The 22,095-nt window shown below is 46.0% G+C and carries 17 protein-coding genes; all 17 read left to right on the top strand.

Going from position 1 to position 22,095, the window contains the following annotated elements; genetic code table 11:
• The first annotated feature begins 145 nt into the window (after nt 1-145).
• Entirely contained in the window at nt 146-1,102 is a 957-nt protein-coding gene (locus AC2CG4_RS16335) for a chemotaxis protein CheV (RefSeq protein WP_484487284.1), read from the top strand.
• Between the two features lie 54 nt (nt 1,103-1,156).
• A complete protein-coding gene (locus AC2CG4_RS16330; protein ID WP_484487283.1) occupies nt 1,157-2,032 on the top strand; it encodes a CheR family methyltransferase in 876 nt (291 codons plus the stop codon).
• A 353-nt stretch (nt 2,033-2,385) separates the two neighbouring features.
• A complete protein-coding gene (gene flgB, locus AC2CG4_RS16325; protein ID WP_484487282.1) occupies nt 2,386-2,787 on the top strand; it encodes a flagellar basal body rod protein FlgB in 402 nt (133 codons plus the stop codon).
• A 57-nt stretch (nt 2,788-2,844) separates the two neighbouring features.
• Entirely contained in the window at nt 2,845-3,294 is a 450-nt protein-coding gene (gene flgC, locus AC2CG4_RS16320; protein WP_484487281.1) for a flagellar basal body rod protein FlgC, read from the top strand.
• Between the two features lie 19 nt (nt 3,295-3,313).
• Nucleotides 3,314-4,018, top strand: coding sequence for a flagellar hook assembly protein FlgD (locus AC2CG4_RS16315; RefSeq protein ID WP_484487280.1), 705 nt, complete (start codon nt 3,314-3,316; stop codon nt 4,016-4,018).
• 57 nt (nt 4,019-4,075) lie between these two features.
• Complete coding sequence (locus tag AC2CG4_RS16310; RefSeq protein WP_484487279.1) at nt 4,076-6,544, top strand: flagellar hook-basal body complex protein; 2,469 nt, start codon at nt 4,076-4,078, stop codon at nt 6,542-6,544.
• Nucleotides 6,545-6,814: 270 nt separating this feature from the next.
• Nucleotides 6,815-7,558 carry a flagellar basal-body rod protein FlgF gene (gene flgF, locus AC2CG4_RS16305; RefSeq protein ID WP_484487278.1) on the top strand — a complete coding sequence of 248 codons (744 nt, stop codon included), beginning with the start codon at nt 6,815-6,817 and terminating at the stop codon, nt 7,556-7,558.
• A 61-nt stretch (nt 7,559-7,619) separates the two neighbouring features.
• Entirely contained in the window at nt 7,620-8,405 is a 786-nt protein-coding gene (flgG, locus tag AC2CG4_RS16300) for a flagellar basal-body rod protein FlgG (RefSeq protein ID WP_484487277.1), read from the top strand.
• Nucleotides 8,406-8,431: 26 nt separating this feature from the next.
• A complete protein-coding gene (flgH, locus tag AC2CG4_RS16295) occupies nt 8,432-9,124 on the top strand; it encodes a flagellar basal body L-ring protein FlgH (protein WP_484487361.1) in 693 nt (230 codons plus the stop codon).
• A gap of 23 nt (nt 9,125-9,147) precedes the next feature.
• The gene (locus AC2CG4_RS16290) at nt 9,148-10,251 is read left to right on the top strand and encodes a flagellar basal body P-ring protein FlgI (protein WP_484487276.1); all 1,104 of its coding nucleotides are present in this window, start codon (nt 9,148-9,150) and stop codon (nt 10,249-10,251) included.
• Nucleotides 10,252-11,442 carry a flagellar assembly peptidoglycan hydrolase FlgJ gene (flgJ, locus tag AC2CG4_RS16285; RefSeq protein WP_484487275.1) on the top strand — a complete coding sequence of 397 codons (1,191 nt, stop codon included), beginning with the start codon at nt 10,252-10,254 and terminating at the stop codon, nt 11,440-11,442.
• A 4-nt stretch (nt 11,443-11,446) separates the two neighbouring features.
• Complete coding sequence (flgK, locus tag AC2CG4_RS16280; protein WP_484487274.1) at nt 11,447-14,245, top strand: flagellar hook-associated protein FlgK; 2,799 nt, start codon at nt 11,447-11,449, stop codon at nt 14,243-14,245.
• Between the two features lie 204 nt (nt 14,246-14,449).
• Nucleotides 14,450-16,357: a flagellar hook-associated protein FlgL gene (gene flgL / locus AC2CG4_RS16275; RefSeq protein ID WP_484487273.1), complete on the top strand. Its 1,908-nt coding sequence runs from the start codon at nt 14,450-14,452 to the stop codon at nt 16,355-16,357.
• Nucleotides 16,358-16,505: 148 nt separating this feature from the next.
• Nucleotides 16,506-16,832 carry a flagellar protein FliT gene (locus AC2CG4_RS16270; RefSeq protein WP_484487272.1) on the top strand — a complete coding sequence of 109 codons (327 nt, stop codon included), beginning with the start codon at nt 16,506-16,508 and terminating at the stop codon, nt 16,830-16,832.
• 215 nt (nt 16,833-17,047) lie between these two features.
• On the top strand, nt 17,048-19,117 hold the full coding sequence (locus tag AC2CG4_RS16265) for a flagellin N-terminal helical domain-containing protein (protein WP_484487271.1): 2,070 nt from the start codon (nt 17,048-17,050) through the stop codon (nt 19,115-19,117).
• A 68-nt stretch (nt 19,118-19,185) separates the two neighbouring features.
• Nucleotides 19,186-19,575: a flagellar protein FlaG gene (locus tag AC2CG4_RS16260; protein ID WP_484487270.1), complete on the top strand. Its 390-nt coding sequence runs from the start codon at nt 19,186-19,188 to the stop codon at nt 19,573-19,575.
• A gap of 425 nt (nt 19,576-20,000) precedes the next feature.
• Nucleotides 20,001-22,070 carry a flagellin N-terminal helical domain-containing protein gene (locus AC2CG4_RS16255; protein WP_484487269.1) on the top strand — a complete coding sequence of 690 codons (2,070 nt, stop codon included), beginning with the start codon at nt 20,001-20,003 and terminating at the stop codon, nt 22,068-22,070.
• The last annotated feature ends 25 nt before the right edge of the window (nt 22,071-22,095 follow it).

Raw genomic sequence — 22,095 nt, 5'->3', positions numbered from 1 at the left:
AGTTTGGTTGACGAATGACTAAAGTCTGACACTTTTTTGCCGCTAAGCTGATTTACTAAGTATCAAAGCAAATACTGTGCCGCATGTCGGAGGCGGATTTGCTGATGAACTAGGCCAGAATTTTGAGAATCAATGAGGTAATTGCATGGCTGGTGTAATGGATAGTGTCAATCAGCGTACACAGCTGGTTGGGCAAAACCGTCTGGAGCTCCTATTGTTTCGGCTTGGCGGTCAACAGTTGTATGGCATCAACGTCTTTAAAGTAAAAGAGGTACTGCAATGCCCGCAGCTAAATGCAATTCCAGGGCGCAGTTCGGTTGTACGTGGGGTTGCGCATATCCGAGGTGGCACATTGCCGATTATGGATATGAATCTCGCTATTGGGCGTCGTGAGCTACCGGATATCGAAAGCTGCTTTGTAATCATCACAGAATACAATCGTACGGCTCAGGGGTTTTTAGTGCGCTCAGTTGAGCGTATCGTCAATATGAATTGGGGTGACATACATCCGCCGCCTAAAGGAGCCGGTCGGGAGCATTATCTCACTGCAGTTACTCAGGTTGACGGGCAGCTGGTTGAGATTATTGATGTTGAGAAGATTCTTGCTGAAGTGTCGCCTGCACGTGAAGAGGTGACCGCCGGAGTGATTGAGGATGGCATTGCTGACCGCGTAATCCAAAAACATATATTGATCATTGATGACTCTACTATTGCGCGCAAACAAATTCAGCGGGTGGTAGAAGGAATGGGGATAAAAACCACGATTAAAAAAGATGGAGCAGAAGGGTTCAGATATTTAAATGATTTACTTAAAGAGGGTAAAAACCCTTACTCCGAATTGATCATGATTATTTGCGATATCGAAATGCCTGAAATGGATGGGTATACCTTCACTGCTGAGGTGCGCAATCACCCTGATTTAAAAAACCTGCATATCGTCCTTCATACATCCCTTAGTGGTGTATTTAATGAGGCTATGGTCAGGAAAGTGGGGGCGGACGATTTCCTTGCGAAATTCCATCCCGATGAGCTTGCCAAGCGTGTGAATGATCGTGTGTTGTCTATTACGGGCGAGAGCTTGTTGCCTCCGGATGAAGCCTGACGTTGTATTGCTGCTGCGATCTAAAGAGCGGCAATTGTTTTATATTGGGAACCTATGATTAATAAAGAATCGCCTTTTGCCAAACCGGTCGGTCGGGATAGTATTGACCAAGCCGAGTTTGATCAATTCCGCCAATTTCTTGAAGATGCCTGCGGTATTTCGCTGGGTGATAATAAACAGTATTTAGTCACTAACCGTATTCGCCGCATATTGGAAGAAAACAATATTTCCTCCTTTGGCGAGCTGGTTCGAGTGCTGAAGCAGGGGGCTAATCGCAAACTAAAAGATCAGGTTGTGGACTCCATGACCACGAATGAGACCTTTTGGTTTCGCGATAACTATCCTTACGAACACCTCAAAAATACTCTGCTGTCACAATTAATGGCGGGAAATAACCGCATGTTTGGCCCAGTTCGTATTTGGTCAGCGGCTTGCTCATCCGGGCAGGAGCCTTATTCGATTAGCATGATGGTAGAGGAGTATAAACGGCAGGCAATGGGTAATTTGGCGCGGCAAGTCCAGATTGTTGCGACCGATTTATCATCGACTGTATTGGAGCAAGCCAAGCGCGGCGAGTATGACAAGTTATCGGTATTACGAGGTTTATCGGATGAGCGATTGGAGCGTTACTTTGATAACCCTACACCCACAGTCTGGCGAGTAAAAAGTATTGTTAAAGAGCGCATCGATTTTCGTTCCCTTAACTTAATGGACTCCTATGCTGCCTTAGGCAAGTTTGATATTGTTTTTTGCCGCAATGTGTTGATTTATTTCAATGCCGAGTTAAAACGGCAGATTCTGCAAAAAATTCACGCCTCATTGAAACCTCAAGGTATTCTTTTTCTCGGCTCATCTGAAGGTTTGGCAGGTGCTGGTGATTTGTTTGAGATGGTGCGCTGTGATCCAGGGATTCTCTACAAGGCAATTTAAACCTACTCGCTCAGACTTTTAATCCCCCCCCCCCTCAAAAAAGGGGGTGATCCCCACCAAATGCTGCTCTGTCCTTAATAGTTGATATTTCTTCTATTTATCTATCGTCACTCCCGCATGCGGGAGTCCAGCTATTGCTTTCCGCTTAACTGTTGCGATTTGTACAAGCGGAAGATCTTTGCCGCTTCCCCCTTGCCGCTTTTATAGAGCTCACCTTTCATTGTTTTTTTATTTATTTAAATCAGTTAGTTACGGCATTTTTTTGGTGTTGGCACAACCGTTGCTTTGTTGTAGATAACGAAAGGTCACAGCCACATTGGTTGCCACCTGTCATCACTGAAGGCGAATTTAATATGTCCATTTCTTTTGATAAAGCACTCGGTATTCATGAATCGGCGCTGCACTTTCGCTCCGAGCGTGCAAGTGTGTTGGCTAATAACCTCGCCAACATCGACACCCCGAATTTCAAAGCGAAAGATTTGGATTTCAAACAGGCATTGAATCAAAAAATGCAAGCAGCGAATGGTTTTGATTTGGCGACAACCCAAAACCGCCACATTGATGGTGGCGGTTTCACTATGGATAACGGTGATGTGTTGTATCGCACACCGCAGCAGCCATCAATAGATGGCAACACTGTAGAAGACCAAATTGAACATGCGGAATACATGAAAAATGCGCTGGCATTCCAGGCAAGTTTTCAGTTTTTAAACAGTAAATTTACTGGATTGCGAACCGCTATTCGTGGCGACTAAAGCTGATAAGTATTTTGGTAGGGTTTTCTTCCAATCGTTTTTTGTAGGTATCTAATCATGGCACTTGGAAATATTTTTGATATCGCTGGCACAGGAATGAACGCACAAAGTTTGCGTCTAAATACAACTGCTAGCAACCTGGCTAACGCACAATCGGCCAGCTCCAGTGTGAATGAAGTGTATCGTAGCCGTCAGCCAGTGTTTGCAGCTATGCATCAAAATGCTATGCGTGAGGCAGCGGTTGAAGGCGAGTACAGCAATAACGAATTGGATGCTGCTGCCGGCGTAAAAGTATTAGGTATTGTTGAAAGTGATGCGCCACTTCAACGCCGTTATGAACCAACTCATCCAAAGGCGGATGATGAGGGTTATGTTTATTACCCCAATGTAAATCCGGTTGAAGAAATGGCGAATATGATCGCGGCATCACGTTCATTTCAAATGAATGTAGAAGTAATGAATTCAGCTAAACAAATGGTTCAGCGCGTGCTGACTCTTGGTCAGTAATTGGTGAGGGAGAAATGTTATGTCAACTGTAAGTGGCACCGGTAATACCTCCAGCGTTACTGACAACCTGAGCATTACCAAAAAAACAGAAACGAAAAAAAATACAAATGAGCTTGGTCAAGCGGCATTTCTTGAGCTGATGATTACGCAAATGAATAATCAAAATCCATTGAGCCCGCAAGACAACAGTGAGTTTGTTGCACAGCTGGCGCAGTTTAGCTCTGTGGAAGGTCTGGAGCGTTTAAATACCAGTTTTAATAGTTTTATGTCGAACAATGCATTGCAAGCTTCTTCATTGGTTGGACGCAGTGTAACGGTTAAATCTGATACCAGTATGTTGGTTACGGGTGGAATAGTTGCGGGCAGTGTTGATCTTAATTACCCGACCAGCGATATGAAAATCAGTATTTATGACGATAATGGTGCATTAATACAAACTATTCCTGTAGGTAAGGTGCCCAGTGGTGAAACGGTTTTTCGTTGGGACGGACAGAACATTGAAGTGAATGGCGAATTGCTGGATTGGGAGGCGGGAGATGATGCGGCAGCTGCGGGTAAGTATCGTTTTGCGGTGACTGCAATGCAGGATGGAAAAACAGAAGCGCTTGATACGTCGCTGAGTGCAAATGTCAATAGCGTGACAATTGGTGAAAATGGCGCGCTTATTTTGAATCTGGCAGGTGTTGGTGCAGTAGATGCAAAAAATGTAAAACAGTTTAATTAATTAGTGTCGGTGTAATTAAAAAATTCTAGCCATTAATCGTTATGGTCGAGGTGTAATATGTCTTTCAATACAGCGTTAAGCGGGATTCGTGCAGCTAATACCGATCTGCAAGTAACCGGTAATAATATTGCCAATGCGAGTACAGTCGGATTTAAATCGTCGCGCGCTGAATTTGGCGATGTGTATACCAGTACCCTGTTGGGAGGCGGCTCGAACACTCCAGGAAGTGGCGTCAATATTCAAAATATTCGCCAGCAATTTACCCAAGGGAATTTAAAATTTACGCAAAATGAATTGGACTTGTCGGTTAATGGCGAAGGTTTTTTTGTAGTAGAAAAAAATGGAGAGCGTTTATATACCCGTGCGGGTACTTTTGGTCTGGATAAAAATGGTTATATAGTGAATGGTACTGGTGCTTTGTTGCAGGGCTTTTCAGCTGATAGCGAAGGTAATGTCAGTGGTATTTTGAGTGATTTGCGGGTGGATGTAAGTTCACAAGAGCCACGCCAAACGACGGCGGTCGCTGCGTCGTACAATGTTAATTCTAATGAATTGGTGTTAGAGACAACGGGTCAGCGTTTTGCAACCAACGGCACTGGTATTAGTAATGCGCAATTGGGGTTAAAGGTACCAATAACATCTAGAGTTGATGTGGCCACGGCAACTGCATCTGCGGGTTCCCCTATAGTAGTTGCTACACCCTCTGTTGGCCCTCCAGCGGTAGCGGCTACAGTGCTGCAATTGTCACGTACTGTACCGGGAAATCCTACGCCTCAGACTGTAGATATCACCATCACTCCGGGCACTTATAATAATTTAACCTCTATTGCTAACGAAATTAATAATAAAAACTTTAGCAAGGCTGTGCCACTGAATGTTCAGGCTTATGTAGATACTGATGGCCGTTTAAAGGTGCGTGATCTGGCGACCGGTGTTGCTTCTCAGTTAGATATTTCAACCGTAAGCGGTAGTAATGGTTTAACTACCGCAATAGATGCGATAACACCTGCGGATATTACCGTTGGCCAACCTAAGGTAACCAATGATTACGCGTCACATACTCTGGTTATTCAGGGACCTAATAAAGCTGCGCCGGTTACTTATATCAGTAAATATGGTGCTGGTGCAGATCAAACTGCATCTGAGTTAAATTCACTTGCTGGTATCAGTGCTACGGCGCGCACTACTGCCACTGTGTTACGCGAGGTACCTGCTAACCCTGGTCCACCAGCAGTTGCTGCGAAGCCCTTTGATAATAATACGGGTACGTTTACCTTAAATGGTGTGGTGCTAACTTCATCGACTGCAGTCGATATGACGGAGCTTGCCAAGGAAATTAATAAGCTGAGCAAGTCTACATTGTTTGGAATTACTGCCAGTGTTAATGAACTTACCGGTGACCTTGAAGTGGTGTCTGCCACTGGACGTGATTTGGAGTTTTCATTTGGTAGCGCAGGCGATGTGGTGGGCATTATTGGTAACCAAGGGGTGCTGCAAGAAATCGATACAATTACAACTCCTGCATTGGTGGGTAGTGCGATTAACGTGGGTGGTGAAATTACTGTAACCATGCAAGAGGGTTACTCAATTACAAGCAGCCAACCCACAACTCCCGTGAGCGGCGGCATTTTATTTGGTGCGATTGGCGACCCGACTTTTTTTACACCAGTGCCAATTAATGCATTCAATCCTAACGATCAAAAAACTTTTAATCACGCCACTACCACCCCGATATATGACAGCTTGGGTAATGTTCATTCAATGCGTCAGTATTTTGTAAAACAAGCATACGATCCGGCCGATCCAACTACCTCCGCCAATCATTGGAAAATGTATGTACAGATCGATGGGCAAAATGTGGGTGATCCTGATCCTACTTTACCGTCACCAGACAATACTTTGCCCACTATGGCCTCGTTTGATGTGCATTTCACTCCCGAGGGAACCATTAACTCATCAATGACTGATGCCATCCTTATTTCTAACTGGACGCCGCTGGGTAAGGATGGAACTCCTTTAGGTGCACTGGGCCCGCTGAATGTGTTGCAGGGGGGAACTATTCCAGTGGCAGAGCCGCCTGCTAGCTCCAACTTCATGATCGATCTTACTGGTAGTACTCAGTTTGGTAGTGTGTTTTCAGTAGAGCAGTTGGATCAAAATGGTTATACAACAGGTCGTTTAGCAGGTTTGGACATCAGCAATACCGGTATTGTGTTTGCGCGTTTTACGAATGGAGAGGCGCAAGTGTTAGGGCAGGTTGCACTGGCAAACTTTGCCAGCGTGGATGGCTTGAAGCCAACTGGCGACACTATGTGGGCGCAAACCTTTGAATCAGGTGAGGCGATTGTAGGCGCGCCAGGTTCATCCCAGTTAGGCAATATCACCGCTGGTGCGGTTGAAGAGTCCAACGTGGATCTATCCGAGCAGTTGGTGAACCTGATTATTGCCCAGCGGAATTATCAAGCGAACGCAAAAACCATCGAAACAGCCAATGCAACGACTCAGACAATTTTGAACCTTCGTTAATAAGTCAGGTGGGTGGCGCACAGCGATACCCACCAGCATCCATAGAATCGAGCGGCAAACAGCGGAAGCAGTTTGCCGCTTCTTTATTTATCTGCTTTTACTTATCCTGTTTTTATCGCGTGCTAACCAAAATTCCTTATAAATATCAGTACCTTATTGCTTATCTTTCGCGAGCTATTTACTTGGCATCGCTCTTGCAAAACCTTCAGTAACGGCAAATCCGCCAAAAAACTAGCGGAAACTTTATCGCTAGCGACTGGAGACATTCTTGTGGACAAAGCGCTCTTTATCGCCATGACCGGCGCCAAGCACAACATGCTGGCACAGGCTAATCGCGCCAATAACCTTGCCAACGTCAATACCACTGGTTTTCGTGCGGACTTTGAACAGTCACGCAGCATGGGGGTTTATTACGGCGATGGTCAGCCAACCCGCGCTTACGCAATGACGGAATCTCCACGTGCGGATTTCACCTCGGGCGCAATGATTGCCACCAATAATCCGCTTGATGTCGCAATTCAAGGCGACGGCTTTTTTGCCGTGCAATCTGTTGATGGCACTGAGGCCTATACCCGCGCCGGTAATTTTGCGGTAGATGCAGCCGGCACTCTGCGTACAGCTAATGGCTTGGTGGTGTTAGGTGATGGTGGGCCGATCAACATTCCCGAAAACGAAAAAGTGCAAGTGGGCGCAGACGGCACTATTTCTATTGTTGGCCAAGGCCAAGGGCCGGAAGCAATGGTGGAAGTAGGGCGTTTGAAATTAGTGAACCCCGATGTGCAAGCGATTGAAAAAGGTGATGACGGTTTGTTTCGCCAGCGTGATGGTTTAGCTGCATTACCCGCGGTTGAAGTGACCTTGCGCAGCGGCATGTTGGAAAGCAGTAACGTCAATCCGATTGATGAATTTACGCAAATTCTCAGTCTTTCGCGCCAATATGAAATGCAAGTAAAACTGATGAAAACAGCCGAAGAAAATTCAGCGAGTTCAGCGCAGCTGTTACAAATCTCCTAAGCACAATTAATTTCATTGCACTTGTAGTAAAGCAATAGATAGCTAATTTGAGGAACACATTATGATCGCCTCCCTCTACGTCAGTAAAACCGGCTTGTCGGCACAAGATCGACAACTCACTACTATTTCCAATAATTTGGCGAATACCAGCACGGTAGGTTTTAAACGTGACCGCGCCATTTTTGAAGATTTGTTGTATCAAAACCAGCGTCAGCCGGGTGCACAACAAACGCAAGAAACCCAATTGCCTTCTGGTTTGCAATTGGGTGCCGGTGTACGCGTGGTTGCAACGCAAAAAGAATTTACCCAAGGAAGTTTGCAAGTGACTGAGCAGTCACTCGATGTCGCAATTGACGGGCACGGTTTTTTACAAGTGCTGCAACCCGATGGCACCATCGCGTATACCCGCAATGGGCAATTGCAAATCAATGGCGAAGGGCAGTTAGTGAATGCCGATGGTTATTTATTAGAGCCCGCGATTATTGTTCCCGAAGGCGCAAATAAAATCACCATTGGTACAGATGGTTCGGTGAATGCTTATTCACCCGGTCAGCCAGATCCACAACAGCTTGGCGATATTACGCTGGCAGATTTTATTAACCATTCCGGCTTGCAGGCGATTGGTGGCAATTTATTTGTAGAGACCGTAGCGAGCGGAAATCCTGTGCAGGGTACACCCGGTGAAAATGGTTTGGGTGTTATTAAGCAGGGCATGCTGGAAAATTCCAATGTCGATATAGTCGAAGAAATGGTGAATATGATTACCACCCAACGCGCTTATGAAATGAATTCCAAAGTGGTATCCACTGCCGATCAGATGTTGCAGTTTATTACCCAGAATCTTTAATCGAGCGATTTAATATGCCTACTTTAATGATGTGTAATTCACGCTGGCTAAAACTGATTGCATTATGGCTAATGCTCGTCAGTCTTAGCGGTTGTTTTACCAACAAAAAACCGGAGCCGGATGATCCTGCTTATGCTCCCACTATTGCGGCCAGCATGCCCGTGCCGCAACGTACTGACGGCTCTTTGTATCAAGATGCTTACGGGTTAAATTTATTTAATGATCGCAAAGCACATTTTGTCGGCGACGTTATCACCGTAACATTGAGTGAACGTACTGTATCGAGAAAGTCTTCCGGCGTCGCAACGGGTAAAAAAAGTGGAGTGAACTTTAATGCCGGTCCATTGTTGGGCGCTAACCCAACCCTTAAAGGTAGAGAGTTAACCACCACGCTGGAGCAAGATCGCACCTTTGATGGCAGTGCCGATGCTGATCAAAGTAACAGCTTACAAGGCAATATCACTGTCACAGTTGCTGAAATTTTGCCGAACGGAAATTTAATCGTGCGCGGTGAAAAGTGGATCACTTTAAATCGCGGTGATGAATTTATTCGTATCAGTGGCATGATTCGCCCGGATGACATTGCGCCGGATAACACGATCGTTTCTACCCGGTTGGCAAACGCAAAAATTTCTTACAGCGGCACAGGCGCGTTGGCTGACTCCACTTCCATGGGGTGGTTGTCGCGTTTTTTTAACAGCGATTTGTGGCCATTGTAATTTGAGTTAACGAGGTTCTTTATATGCGTAATATTAGTGTAATTATTGTTGCGATTGTGTTGCTGTGTAGTGCCGCAGCACAGGCTGAACGCATTAAAGATATCGCGAGTGTCGCCGGTGTGCGCGCCAACCAATTAGTGGGTTATGGTTTGGTGGTGGGGTTGGATGGTACAGGGGATCAAACAACCCAATCACCATTTACTACACAATCGTTCAACAGCATGTTGAAACAGTTTGGCATTACCGTCCCGGAAGGCGCGCGGATGCAAATGAAAAATGTTGCTGCGGTAATGATTCAAGCAGAGCTACCTGCATTTGCCAAACCGGGTCAAACAATTGACGTAACTGTATCCTCTATTAGTAATGCAAAAAGTTTACGCGGCGGCAGTTTGTTGGTGACACCGCTTAAAGGTTTGGATGGCAAGGTCTACGCCATCGCCCAGGGCAATTTGGTTGTCGGCGGCTTAAGTGCGTCGGGTAATGACGGTTCAAAAATCACCGTCAATATTCCCAGTGCTGGGCGTATTCCCAGTGGCGCAATTGTTGAGCGTATGGTGGAAAATAATTTTGCAGGAGGTCAGCCGATTGTATTCAATCTGCATCGCGCCGATTTCACTACTGCCAATGCACTGGCAAAAAGTATTAACACTTTATTGGGCCCAGATGTAGCGCGCCCAATTGATGCAGTCTCAATTATGGTTAGCTCACCTGCGAATCCAGCGCAGCGAGTAGACTTTATTTCTATGTTAGAAAATCTCCAGGTGACTATGGGCGAAGAAGTTGCCAAGGTCATTATCAATTCGCGTACCGGCACCATTGTGGTTGGAAAGAATGTACGTGTATCACCTGTAGCGGTGACCCATGGCAGTCTGACGGTATCGGTTGCTGAAAGTTTAACGGTTAGCCAGCCCAATGCGTTGGCGGGTGGGCAAACCGTTGTTGTCCCGAGTAGTAATGTGCGCGCCGATGAAGAAGTTAACCCTATGTTTAAGTTCGCTCCAGGCGCGAATCTGGATGACATAGTGCGGTCGGTTAACAATGTTGGCGCTTCGCCAAGCGATTTAATGGCGATTCTTGAAGCCTTAAAACAATCAGGCGCTCTTAAAGCTGAGCTGGTGGTGATTTAAATGTTGCCTATTGATGCGAGTGCCAAAGTGTCTGCAGTGCAGGATTCTTATCTTGATCCTAATTCGCTGAATTCGATTAAAGCAATGGGGCGCGATAAAGATCCGCAAGCATTAAAAGAAGTTGCCAAAAAATTTGAAGCTATGTTTGTGCAACAAATGTTAAAAACCATGCGCGAAGCAAATGAAGCGTTTGGTGAAGGTAATTATTTTGACAGCCAAACAACACGTTTTCATCGCGATATGCTTGACCAACAAATGGTGCTTAACTTGACCAGTGGCCGCGGAATTGGTTTGGCTGATCATTTTTATAAACAAATGCTACAGAATCATGGGGCCGGTATGAAGCTGGAGTCTGCTTCGGTAGGGTCATCGGCGCAGGATATAAACGGTGTGCTGGATCATGTTGTTGAGTATAAAAAATCCAATTCTGGTGAGATTAATGCTGCGAGTGCAGACGCTCTGGATGATTGGATCAATGACTTTATTCGCATGAGCGATAACTCCCAATTACAAGCGGTTTTTTCTGAAACTGAATCAGACAAAAAAGTTCAGGCACCCATGCACTACGGAATCCCACCTGTTCTTGCTAATAAGTTCGTGGCAGCTAGCCAGCGTACAGGCCAAAAGGCCAGCATTAGTAGCACCCAAGAAAATTTTGTCATGCTGTTAAAACCTCATGCGGAAAAAGCGGCGGCTGAGTTGAACGTTAACCCCGATGTTTTAATTGCTCAGGTTGCGTTGGAAACTGGCTGGGGCAAACATGTGATTCATGATAAGCAGGGCGAGAATAGTTTTAATCTGTTTAATATCAAAACCGGCAGCCAGTGGCAAGGCGAAAAAGTTAATGTTAGTACGCTTGAGTATCGCGATGGACTTGCCGTCAATGAAAAAGCAGATTTCCGCAAATACAGCGATTATGCTGATAGTTTTTCAGATTATGTCCGCTTGATGAAAAATAGTTCGCGTTACGAGCAGGTTCTGCAAAAAGGCGCAGATTCGGCTGCCTACGCAGAAGCTTTGCAATCCGCCGGTTATGCGACTGACCCTGAATACGCCAAAAAAATTAAACAGCTATTAAATAATGATGCGATTAAATCATTGAATGCGTTAAATCCATTTGATGAGGTGAAGTCTACGGCGCAATCCATTCTCTCTTTAGCGACGGCTGCACGCCGTCAATTAGTGGAGTAATCCTATGTCAGGTCTCCTCTCTAACGCTGTCTCTGGGCTGCAGGCAAGTCAAAATGCACTGCGCACGGCGGGGCACAATATTTCCAACGCTAATACCGCAGGCTATTCACGTCAGGAAGTTAATTACGTTACCCGCCCTGAACAAAATATCGGTGGTGCAGGTTTTATTGGTTCGGGTGTTACAACCGCGTCTATCGAGCGGGTGGTAAGTGAATTTGCTACTGCGCAATTGCGTTTGGATACGTCAACGTACAATCAACTGAATAAATTCAACACGAATATTGGCAAGGTCGATAAGTTATTTGCAGATGTCAGTACCGGTTTGGCGGGGGCATTACAAACATTTTTTGCCTCTATGCAAAATGGCGCGAACGATCCAGCCTCCACCCCGGGTCGGCAACTTATTGTGACTGAAGCGGAGAGTCTGAGTGTTCGATTTAATAATTTACATCAGCGTTTAACCGATATTGAGAGTTCGGTTAATGGTGAGGTGAGAACTGTTACCGCACAAATGAATTCATTGGCCAGCTCTATTGCATCACTTAATCAATCGATTGGTGAATTGCGTGCATCGGGCAGCGGTAATGCTCCGAATGACTTGCTGGATAAACGCGATGAAACTTTGCGTAAGCTATCTGAATTGGTATCGCTGCAAGTTGTTAATCAAGGTGATGGCGATGTTAATGTTTTTATTGGTAATGGTCAGCCTTTGGTTATTGGTGCTAAAGCCAGTGTGTTCAGTGTTACTAATGATGGGAAGATTCAGCTAACAGGCAATAATTCTAATGCTGATGTCACCGCGCAAATATCGGGTGGGCAGATTGGGGGATTATTGCATTTTCGCAATGAAGTATTACAACCATCGATGAATGACTTGGGGCGCATCGCTCTGACTATGGCTGATCAGTTTAATACCCAGCAGCAAGAGGGTATTGACCTTGATGGCGATTACGGTCAACGGATGTTTGGTGATATCAACTCCCCGGTACTGGCGGCTAATCGCGTAGTGCATGGTTCTAATGCGCAGCCTTATGATCGTGTAATCTCCGTCACTATTGATGACACTAATAAATTGACCACCAGTGATTATCGTTTTGAAATTGTGCCTGGTTCCAGTAATTATCTGGTGACGCGGCTGTCTGATAAAACCGTTGTAGAGCAGGGTACTTTGTCGGGGGCTTACCCAGCAAAAATTTCATTCGATGGTGTCAGTGTTAATTTAACAAGCGGTTCATTTCAGGGGGGCGATAGTTTTACCATTCAGCCTACTAAAAATGGCTCGCGCGATATCCAATCGGAAATTAAACGCCCGGAAGATATTGCATTTGCATCGCCTATACGTACAGCGGGCAGCTCCAGTAATTCAGGTAGCGGTCTTATCAGTGCGGGCGAAGTATTAAGCTTGGTGGATAAAAACGGCAATCGCTTGCCGGCGTTTGCAAATCCAAAAACATTATCGCCGCCGATTCTAATTCGCTTTACCTCTGAAACAACCTATGAAGTTTTGGACAACAGCGATCCGGCTAATCCTAAAGATTTAGTCCCAGCGATGCGAGACCAAACGTTTATTCCCGGTGCCAATAACAATATCTTTACGACAGATATGGGCGAGACACGGGTGACCGGAAAAGGAGAACGGGTTGGGTTACCAGAAGGGCGCGTTGTACAAACTATCGACCCTTTCTCTGTGCCTTCCGGTCTGGCGATGACGGCTGCAAGCTTGCCGCAAGCAAATGGTTATTTAGCAGAGCAACTAAATTTCACGTTTAAAAATCCAGATACTGGGTCGATCACCAATCGAACCATTACCACCGTATCGGGTGCGTCTGCGATGCAGACAGCGGCGCAGATCAGTGCGCTGCCTGGTGTTACGGCTAATGCCGTAACAACGGCAACGATCACCGATATTAATTTTGATTCCACCACCTATGCGCCTCCATTACAGTTATCTGTGAATGGTGAAAACTTGTTGGAATATAATCCCGCTAATACCGCATTTGGTTTTGATGTGCCTGACCCGAATCTGGATGAGGCCGGTTTCAACACCTATTTGGCTAATCGTATTAATTCAAATTCCAATTTAAAAACCTTGGGTTTTTATGCGCAAAGCGGAAGTAATCCTGTTACGGGCGCGCCGGAGTTGCGTATTGTGGCATCTTCCGGTGTCAACATTGATATTCGTTTAAAAGCATCAAACGGCGCGACTAATTCAATTGATGTGAACGACAGCAACGGCAACCCGAATGTACGCTTGATGGGTATGGATGCCGGAGGTGGGGAGCAAAGCGCAATTACTGTGGGTGGCCGGATTGATATCACCATGGCCGACGGCATTAGTCTGCAAACCTCGCCTACTCATAGCCCGCTCTTTGGTGACAGTAGTTTGGCGACGTTTGCGCAATCTTCTTTTGTTGGTTATCAGGCCGCTATTAACGGGCAACCTAAAGCAGGGGATACGTTCACTATAGGCTTTAATACCAATGGTAAAAATGATAACCGTAATGCATTGTTGATGGTCGCACTGGAAACCCAATCGACAATGCAAGGTGGCACCATGAGTTTTGGTGATGGTTATGGAAAGCTGGTTGAAGAAGTGGGAACTAAAAGTAGCCTTTCAAAAATCAATACCGAGGCTAGTAAAAGTTTATTGGAACAAAGTCAAACCATGCGCGATCAGATCTCTGGTGTGAACCTGGATGAAGAAGCGGCTAATTTAATTAAATTTCAACAGCTCTATCAGGCTAACGCGCAGGTTATTTCGGTTGCGCGTGAATTGTTTGATACCTTGCTCAATTCTCTTTAGCTATTTTCGTTAATGCGTACGGCGTATTCGCCTCATCCCATAAGCCCCGTAAACCTTTTTGTTGCCTCCGGCGCCTGTCCGGAGGTATGAATTTATTTGGTGTTATGAAAAGTTGGAGTGCTTTGTGCATTACTACGGTATGAGTATTGGTGTGGGCAAACTTTTGCCGCCTTGCAAAAAATACCGTTAGAGCGGGAGTAAACAATGCGTATCGCTACTTCACAAATTTACAATATCGCCACCTTGGGAATTAGCCAAGCGCAAACCGCGCTTGCGAAAACTCAAGAGCAATTATCAACCGGTAAACGCGTGCTTTCACCGGCAGATGATCCCGTTGCGGCAACGACGATATTGCAATTAAATCAGGAGTTGGCACGCACTGAACAATACAAAAAAAATGTTGATGTGGCCGACAATAGTCTGGATTTAGAAGAGACCAATCTGCAATCGATTGTTGATTTGGTGCAGAAGATGCGCACGATTGCGGTATCTGCTGGTAATACTGCGGTTATGACCAGAGAGAACTATTTATCTCTCGCGGCGGAAGTAGATACACGTATTGCAGAATTAGTTAATTTGCAGAATACGCGCAACGCATCCGGTCAGTATATTTTTGCTGGTTATCAAAGTGATACAAAGCCTTTTGTGAGTGATGGAGGCGGTAATTATTCCTACCTTGGCGATGAGGGGCAGTTGCGTTTGCAAGCGTCTGCATCGGTAAGTGTGGCGGTTAGCGATTCAGGAAAAAAACTATTTGTTGATATCCCCAGTGGCCACAATACGTTTACCACGTCCGCTAGTCCTAGTAACAAAGCTGTTCCTCCTGCACTGATTTCAGTAGGCCAAGTATTTGACCAACAGGAATTCGATAAGCTGTACCCCAATGATTTGGTGGTGACCTTTACCAAGTCAGGTTCTAACGTGAACTTTACGGTGAGTGAGCGCGCCTCGGGAAAGCAACTATTAGTGAATCAGCCTTATGTCGCGGGAGAGGATATTGAGGTTGCCGGTGCGCGCTTTAAAATTCTAGGTAATCCTCACCCAGGTGAGTCGGCTATTGCTAGCAGTATCCCTTTTGCTGTGGCTACGCCCGCAGCCGCAATTAACCCGGGCGATACATTGCGTATTAGTGTTGCTGGAAAAACCGAGGAATTTACTTTTCCTGCCGGTGTTGCGGCTGGCGATACCGCCGGGTTTGTTGCTGCGCTAAATAATGGTGCTGCAATTCCTCCTTCACTGCCTACGGGAAATGCGGCAAAGCTGGTAAAACTCAGTGTTATTGTTGATGCAACCGGCTTCTCAAACCCAAAAGGACTCAATATCACGTTGAGTGATGGTGTCGGCACCAGCGCCTCGGTCATCATGGGCGCTAATGGTACTCGCTCTGTGAACATGCCTTTCCCGGTTGCGCCTGCTGCTGTCACTCCACACGATTTTTCTACCGCGCCAGCCAGTTTTCAATTAGTGGTTAATGGAAAAACCGAAACGTTGACGTTTAACCAAAATATTACCAATCAGACTGAGTTGGCCGCTGCCTTTAACGACCCGGCTAATGCGGGACAATTGGCGCGCTTAGGGCTATCGGTAACGGATAAGGGTATTATTTCTAACAACAATTCCACTATCACTATTAAAGGCGGCAATACCTTTCTAGATGGCGTGATGGGATTTGGCACGCAAGGTGAGGGCAGTAAATCCACACGTGGTGTATTAGTTCAGCCTGGTGATAGTTTTTTTATCGAGTCGTCCGATAAGCAGGCGTTACTCACCACGCTTTCGCGATTTAGTGATGCGATGAAACGTGTCGTCGATACGCCCGAGAGTAAAGAAGAGCTGGGTAAGCTGGTTGCTAAAACTCTAACTAATCTAACTAATGTAGTAACCAATCTGGTTGCGGTGCAGGGAGAGGTGGGCGCACGCCTGAATACGTTGGAGAGTTCGGCCTCATTAAATCTGGATATTATTCTATTTACCCAGACCACGCTGTCCAATCTGGAAAGCCTCGATGTTGCTGAAGCGACGATTCGCCTATCGATGCAGTCGCTTATTTTAAATGCTTCCCAGCAAAGCTTTGCCAAAGTCAGCCAGCTGACCTTGTTTAGTTATTTATAGTTTCTATTCAGTTATTTATAGTTTTTCACGCATCTTTTTCTATTGAATGCCGAGGGGACTTGAAATCTCTTCGGCTGATTCATTATCTTTTGCTAATCTTGAGATATGGCGTTAGTCTGCTGTTGACTCACTATGAAGAGCTGTATTTATGGATATTGATTCCCTGTTAGATCCACTTACCCGCGCACTCAGTCAGTCCCAAGCATTGTTATCCCTTGCCCAAGCGGGAGATTGGGAGTCTTTTGAAACATTGGTTCAGCAGCGTCAACAAGGGTTGCTTTCGCTTAATGACCAAGAGTATTTGGAATCGTTGGCGCAGGCCGATTTAGAAGCGATGGCGGCTGATGTGATTCAGGAGATCCAGACTATTAACAAGACCCTTGCGGCACTTGCCGAGTCTCACCGGGAAAATGCCGCGTCAGAATTGCGTCAAAATAATCGCACGGTAAAGGCTATCGATGCCTACGGTCAGTAATTTGACGAGCTGCGTTGTTTTATAACTGTTTTGCATGTTTTTTGTCTTTTACTCCTGCAAATAATTGGGTTCTGCAATAAAAAATTTCTAAAGCTACTCCGGAATGTGTCGATAACCTGTTTAGAAGTGCTGATTAGTCCGTTGTTCTCAGACTTCATCAACCGACTTGTTAAAGCAGCCAGACTGCAAACAGACATTAATCCTGGAGATTCATCATGGCTTTAGTAATTAACACAAACGTCGCCTCTCTGAATGCTCAACGTCAGTTGATGAGTTCAGGCAATTCGCTTGACCGCGCAACTGAGCGCTTGTCGTCAGGTGCGCGTATCAACTCAGCAAAAGATGATGCTGCTGGTCTAGCAATTGCAAACCGCATGACTTCTCAAGTGCGTGGTCTTGACCAAGCAATTCGTAACGCCAACGACGGCGTGTCTCTTATTCAAACAGCAGAAGGTGCGCTGTCAGAATCCACCAATATCTTGCAACGTATGCGTGAACTGTCGGTACAGTCTGCGAACGGTATTTACACCGCTAGCGACCGTCAGACTTTGAATGCTGAGGTAAAGCAACTTGTATCAGAATTGGATCGTATCGCTAAAACCACCTCTTTCAACGGCCAAAACCTGTTAGATGGCAAGTTGGGCAAAATTGATTTACAAGTGGGTTCAAGCGCTAACCAAACCATCTCACTGAAAGTGCCAGCGATGGACGCTAAAACCCTGGGTATGGGTTCAACTAGTGTGGATTTGATGGGCGGTGCATCCGCTATCAACTCTCTTACCGGTACAGCAGTGTTGCGTGAAGGCAGCGTGTTGATTAACGGTCAGTCAATTATTAAAGGCACCGATACTTTTGATGGTGCCGGTGCCGGTGCAATTAATAGTGATCAAGCACTTCTTGATCACATTAATAAAAATGTTAATGGAGTAACAGCATCTACTTATGCGGTAGCTAGCGCTACCGATGCCGGAGATGGTGTTCTGACCTCTGCTGAGAAAGTTGTCGTTACACTGGCCAATCTTGATGGAACCACCACTGCGATTGATGTTGGTGGCGGCACCAATGGAACCAGTAGTCTGGCTGAATTAGTCGATAAAATGAATGCAGAGAGTGGTGGTAAATTTTCTGCGACCATTGGTGATGATGGTAAGTTGTCTATTTCTGCAGAAAATGTTTCGTCAATTACAGTAACAGATGCTGCAACAGCCTTGGGTACTGGTATTACTACCGCTGCAAATGCTCGAATTGTATTGAAGGCAGATAATGGTGATCCTGTTACCGTTACTCGCGGTTCTATTGGAACATTAGCGCAACTGGACTTCTTGGGCTTCCGGGAAAACGATAAGGCCGGTACTGTTGAAGGCTATTCTGTAGGTGCAGGTGCATTAGTTTCAGGCGACCTTAAGATCAATGGCGTTGATGTAGGTTCGAGTGCCACTGCGGGCTTGGCTGACAAACTTAAGGCTATCAATTCAGTAACAGATCAAACCGGTGTTACTGCCACAGCGTTCAGCTCTGCCGTTCTGGATTTTGGGTCTGTGGCTTTGGGTACGTTGACAGGTGGTACTTTTGGTTTAAATGGCCAGGATGTCACTATTACTGGGGCGCCGGCTTCATTGGCGGCTGTTGCTGCTGAATTTAATGCGCAGACTGATAAGACAGGCATTACCGCTACAGTTTCAGGAACAAGAATTTTACTTGAAGGTAATGTGGCTCAGATATCCTTCGGTCCAGATGCTGCAGGTACTGCAACTGCAACCGAGACAGCGTTAACTGATGGTACCAACGTAGTTCAATTGTCATCTGGAACCCTGGCGGCTAATGATGTTGGTGATGGCGACGTAGTCGGTGGTGGTATTAAGCTGACAAGCAACAACGGCAACCCCATCCAAGTGGATGTAAAGGATACGGGCGCGACAACAAAAACTGGCTTGATTGACTCTAATGTTAGTGCAGGCGGTTCATTCGGTGCGGCTATCTCCTCAATCAGCATCGATACCGCGGCTAACGCACAAAAGGCCATTAAAGTAATCGATAACGCATTGACTACCATCAGTGATGTACGTTCGGATCTGGGTGCTATCAACAACCGTCTGGACTTCACCATCTCCAACCTGGCGAACATCTCTGAGAAGACATCATCAGCGCGTTCACGTATTACCGATGCTGACTTCGCCGCAGAAACCGCAAACTTGAGCCGTTCACAAGTATTGCAACAAGCGGCATCGGCGATGTTGGCTCAGTCAAATGCTCGTCCACAACAAGTACTGTCTCTGTTGAGATAATGACTGATTCCTCTGCGTAATCCGGTTGATCAGGAATACGCAGAGGGATTCTTAGTGAGGATTTGGGTATGAATGAATTCACTAAAGTCACTGCGAGTCCGACACAGGTTTCACCCGTGTCGGCTTCGCCACAAGCGGGCAGTGCAAAAGGTCAAAAAACCGGCAATGATTTGCCGCTTGCCGCTGTAGCGGCAAAACCACAACCACAAGAACCCGTCAATTCCAAGGCGATAGAAGAGCGAGTACAGGCCGCCGTTGCGCAAATGAATGAATATATTCAGTCTACGCAACGCGATTTAAACTTCTCTTATGACCCTGATTCTGGCGAGACGGTGGTTAAGGTTTTGGATCGTGCAACACAAGAAGTTATTCGTCAGATTCCCGATGAAACCTTCTTGCGGTTAGCGCAAAAAATGAGTGTGGAATCATCTGGGTTACTGTTTAGCGCTAAGGCGTAAAAGTCATTTAAAAACAATTAGTTGCCGGTTTTTATTTGATGCCTTTTTAACCGAAAAGAGAGTCGTGAAAACGACTCTCTTTTTTTGTTTTTTAATTTCAGTTTTTCAAATACAAGCCTATTTTTCTAATCATTATTGGAGGTAATTTTTTACAGAGTTACCTACATTTTTATTTCCGCTTTTAAATGTATCTCGCCACTTTTTGTTCCGTTTAAAAAAGCTCCTGAAATTATCTTGGCACAGTCTGTGCAAAAACCGGTTTAGGCGACCCGTATAGAAATCCTGTTGGTTAATTATTTCTTACAAGTCTTGCCACGAAGTTCTCACAGACCATGCAATTTAGATTGTTAATGTCCCTGAGCTTCATCAGTCGGCTTGTCACAGAAAACGCACTGTGAACAGGAACAATCATTAGGAGATACATTATGCCTTTAGTCATTAACACCAATGTCGCTTCCTTGAATTCACAGCGTCAATTGATGAACTCAGGAAACGCGCTTGATCGTGCAAGTGAGCGTTTGTCTTCCGGGCAACGCATTAACTCTGCTAAAGATGATGCCGCAGGTTTAGCGATTTCCAACCGCATGACGTCGCAGATTCGCGGCTTGGATCAAGCAATCAGAAACGCTAACGATGGGGTATCGCTGATTCAAACTGCAGAAGGTGCTTTGCAGGAATCAACGAATATTCTGCAGCGTATGCGCGAACTGTCTATTCAATCTGCGAACGGTATTTATTCTGATGCTGACCGCAAAACATTGGATGCAGAAGTACAACAGCTGATTCAGGAATTGGATCGTATCGCAACATCCACCTCGTTTAATGGCCAGAAATTATTGGATGGTTCTTTAGGCAAGGTGAACTTACAAGTTGGTTCTGACGCCGGCCAAACCATCACCATGAAAATCCCGGCGATGGATGCCAAAACCCTCGGTATGGGCTTTGTCGGTGTGGATATGTTGGGCGGTGAAATTGATCTCTCTACATTGGCGATCAATGAAAACGACATCTTGATTAACGGTCAGTCCATTGCCAAATCACTGGAAAGTTACCAAGGTTTTGCAATTGTTGGTCCACCAGCGGTTCCTGCGCAAACCATGGATAAATTGATCGATTTGATCAATAAAAATGTTCTGGGTGTCGATGCTTCCACCTACGCCCAAGCAACTGCAACTGGGGCGGGTACAGGTGTCTTAGAGAACGGCCAAGTATTTGAAATTGCGATTACTAAATTGGATGGCACTGTCACAACCGTTCAGGTAACCAATACGCAAAACTTGGAGCAACTGGCTGAAAAAATTAACACCGAAAGTGGTGGCCTGCTTAATGCAATAGTGGGCGAGAACAGCAAGTTGAGTATTGCTGGTATTAATGTGGCGAGCTTCGCTATTACGGATGGTAGTGTGCCTGCTAACGCAGCCGGTGGTGGTATTGCCGGAACCTATGCTGGCCGATTGGTGCTGGAGTCAGAGCACGGCGATCCGATCACTATTACTCGTGGTTCAACCGGAACTCTCGCACAATTGAACGCTTTGGGTTTCCGGGAAAACACTAGCTCCGGCAACATTGAAGGTATTGGTATGGCTACGCCAGCTGTACCTTGGAATGTAGGTGATCTCACCATCAATGGTGTGGCTATCTCCAACAAAAATACTGATTCTTTGGCTGGGAAAGTGGCAGCGATTAATGCAGCGCAAAGTGATACGGGCGTTACAGCAGCAGCGTTTTCGTCGGCAACATTGGACTTTGCCGCTGCCACCTTATCGACATTGGCTGGCCCTTTTGATTTAAACGGTGTAACCATTGACTTGGGGGCAGCGTCGGCAACCCGCACAATTTCTGATGTTGTAGCCTTGTTTAACGCGAATACTGATGCAACCGGTGTTTCTGCGAGTTTGTTGGGGACTCGAGTAGTCTTGGAAGGTGCAACGTCCTCACTAACCTTTAGGGATGGCGCGGCAGGCTCAGTGGCGACTGCATTGGGTGGAGCTTTATTGGCTCACTCGGATTTTGTGAATAATCCAGTTCCTGCTGCAGTGGCGGATGGCAACACTGTCAACGGCGGCATCAAGCTCAGTAGTACCAATGGAGCACCCATCAGTATCAAATTGGGGCCTAATGCTGATCCTGATACTTTGGGGATTTTAGAATCAAATGTCACCGCAGAAGGAGCATTTGGCACTGCCATCGCTTCAATCAGTATTGATACGGCGGCTGGGGCCCAAAAAGCCTTAGGTGTTATCGACAATGCACTAACAACGATTAACGATGCTCGCTCGCAATTGGGTGCAATTAACAACCGCTTGGACTTCACCATGTCTAACCTGGCGAACGTATCCGAGAAAACCTCTGCATCTCGCTCGCGAATTGTGGATGCTGACTTTGCCGCAGAAACGGCCGCATTGAGCAGGGCGCAAGTTCTGCAACAGGCAGCTCAAGCGATGCTGGCTCAGTCCAATGCGCGGCCTGAACAGGTATTGCAATTGCTCCGATAGTAGCGTCACCGCCGTTAATAAACCG

Source organism: Cellvibrio sp. ATLC23 (assembly GCF_057196725.1).
The sequence above is the reverse complement of the archived record's forward strand: the minus strand, read 5'-3'. Positions and strand labels throughout refer to the sequence as shown.

Bases quoted from the DNA above. Each gene is read 5' to 3' on its own strand.
- flgK (WP_484487274.1), top strand. From the start codon at position 11,447: ATGTCAGGTCTCCTCTCTAACGCTGTCTCTGGGCTGCAGGCAAGTCAA.
- flgH (WP_484487361.1), top strand. From the start codon at position 8,432: ATGATGTGTAATTCACGCTGGCTAAAACTGATTGCATTATGGCTAATG.
- AC2CG4_RS16335 (WP_484487284.1), top strand. From the start codon at position 146: ATGGCTGGTGTAATGGATAGTGTCAATCAGCGTACACAGCTGGTTGGG.
- AC2CG4_RS16310 (WP_484487279.1), top strand. From the start codon at position 4,076: ATGTCTTTCAATACAGCGTTAAGCGGGATTCGTGCAGCTAATACCGAT.
- AC2CG4_RS16315 (WP_484487280.1), top strand. From the start codon at position 3,314: ATGTCAACTGTAAGTGGCACCGGTAATACCTCCAGCGTTACTGACAAC.
- flgB (WP_484487282.1), top strand. From the start codon at position 2,386: ATGTCCATTTCTTTTGATAAAGCACTCGGTATTCATGAATCGGCGCTG.
- AC2CG4_RS16290 (WP_484487276.1), top strand. From the start codon at position 9,148: ATGCGTAATATTAGTGTAATTATTGTTGCGATTGTGTTGCTGTGTAGT.
- flgG (WP_484487277.1), top strand. From the start codon at position 7,620: ATGATCGCCTCCCTCTACGTCAGTAAAACCGGCTTGTCGGCACAAGAT.
- AC2CG4_RS16270 (WP_484487272.1), top strand. From the start codon at position 16,506: ATGGATATTGATTCCCTGTTAGATCCACTTACCCGCGCACTCAGTCAG.
- flgL (WP_484487273.1), top strand. From the start codon at position 14,450: ATGCGTATCGCTACTTCACAAATTTACAATATCGCCACCTTGGGAATT.
- flgC (WP_484487281.1), top strand. From the start codon at position 2,845: ATGGCACTTGGAAATATTTTTGATATCGCTGGCACAGGAATGAACGCA.
- flgJ (WP_484487275.1), top strand. From the start codon at position 10,252: ATGTTGCCTATTGATGCGAGTGCCAAAGTGTCTGCAGTGCAGGATTCT.
- AC2CG4_RS16260 (WP_484487270.1), top strand. From the start codon at position 19,186: ATGAATGAATTCACTAAAGTCACTGCGAGTCCGACACAGGTTTCACCC.
- AC2CG4_RS16265 (WP_484487271.1), top strand. From the start codon at position 17,048: ATGGCTTTAGTAATTAACACAAACGTCGCCTCTCTGAATGCTCAACGT.
- AC2CG4_RS16330 (WP_484487283.1), top strand. From the start codon at position 1,157: ATGATTAATAAAGAATCGCCTTTTGCCAAACCGGTCGGTCGGGATAGT.
- AC2CG4_RS16255 (WP_484487269.1), top strand. From the start codon at position 20,001: ATGCCTTTAGTCATTAACACCAATGTCGCTTCCTTGAATTCACAGCGT.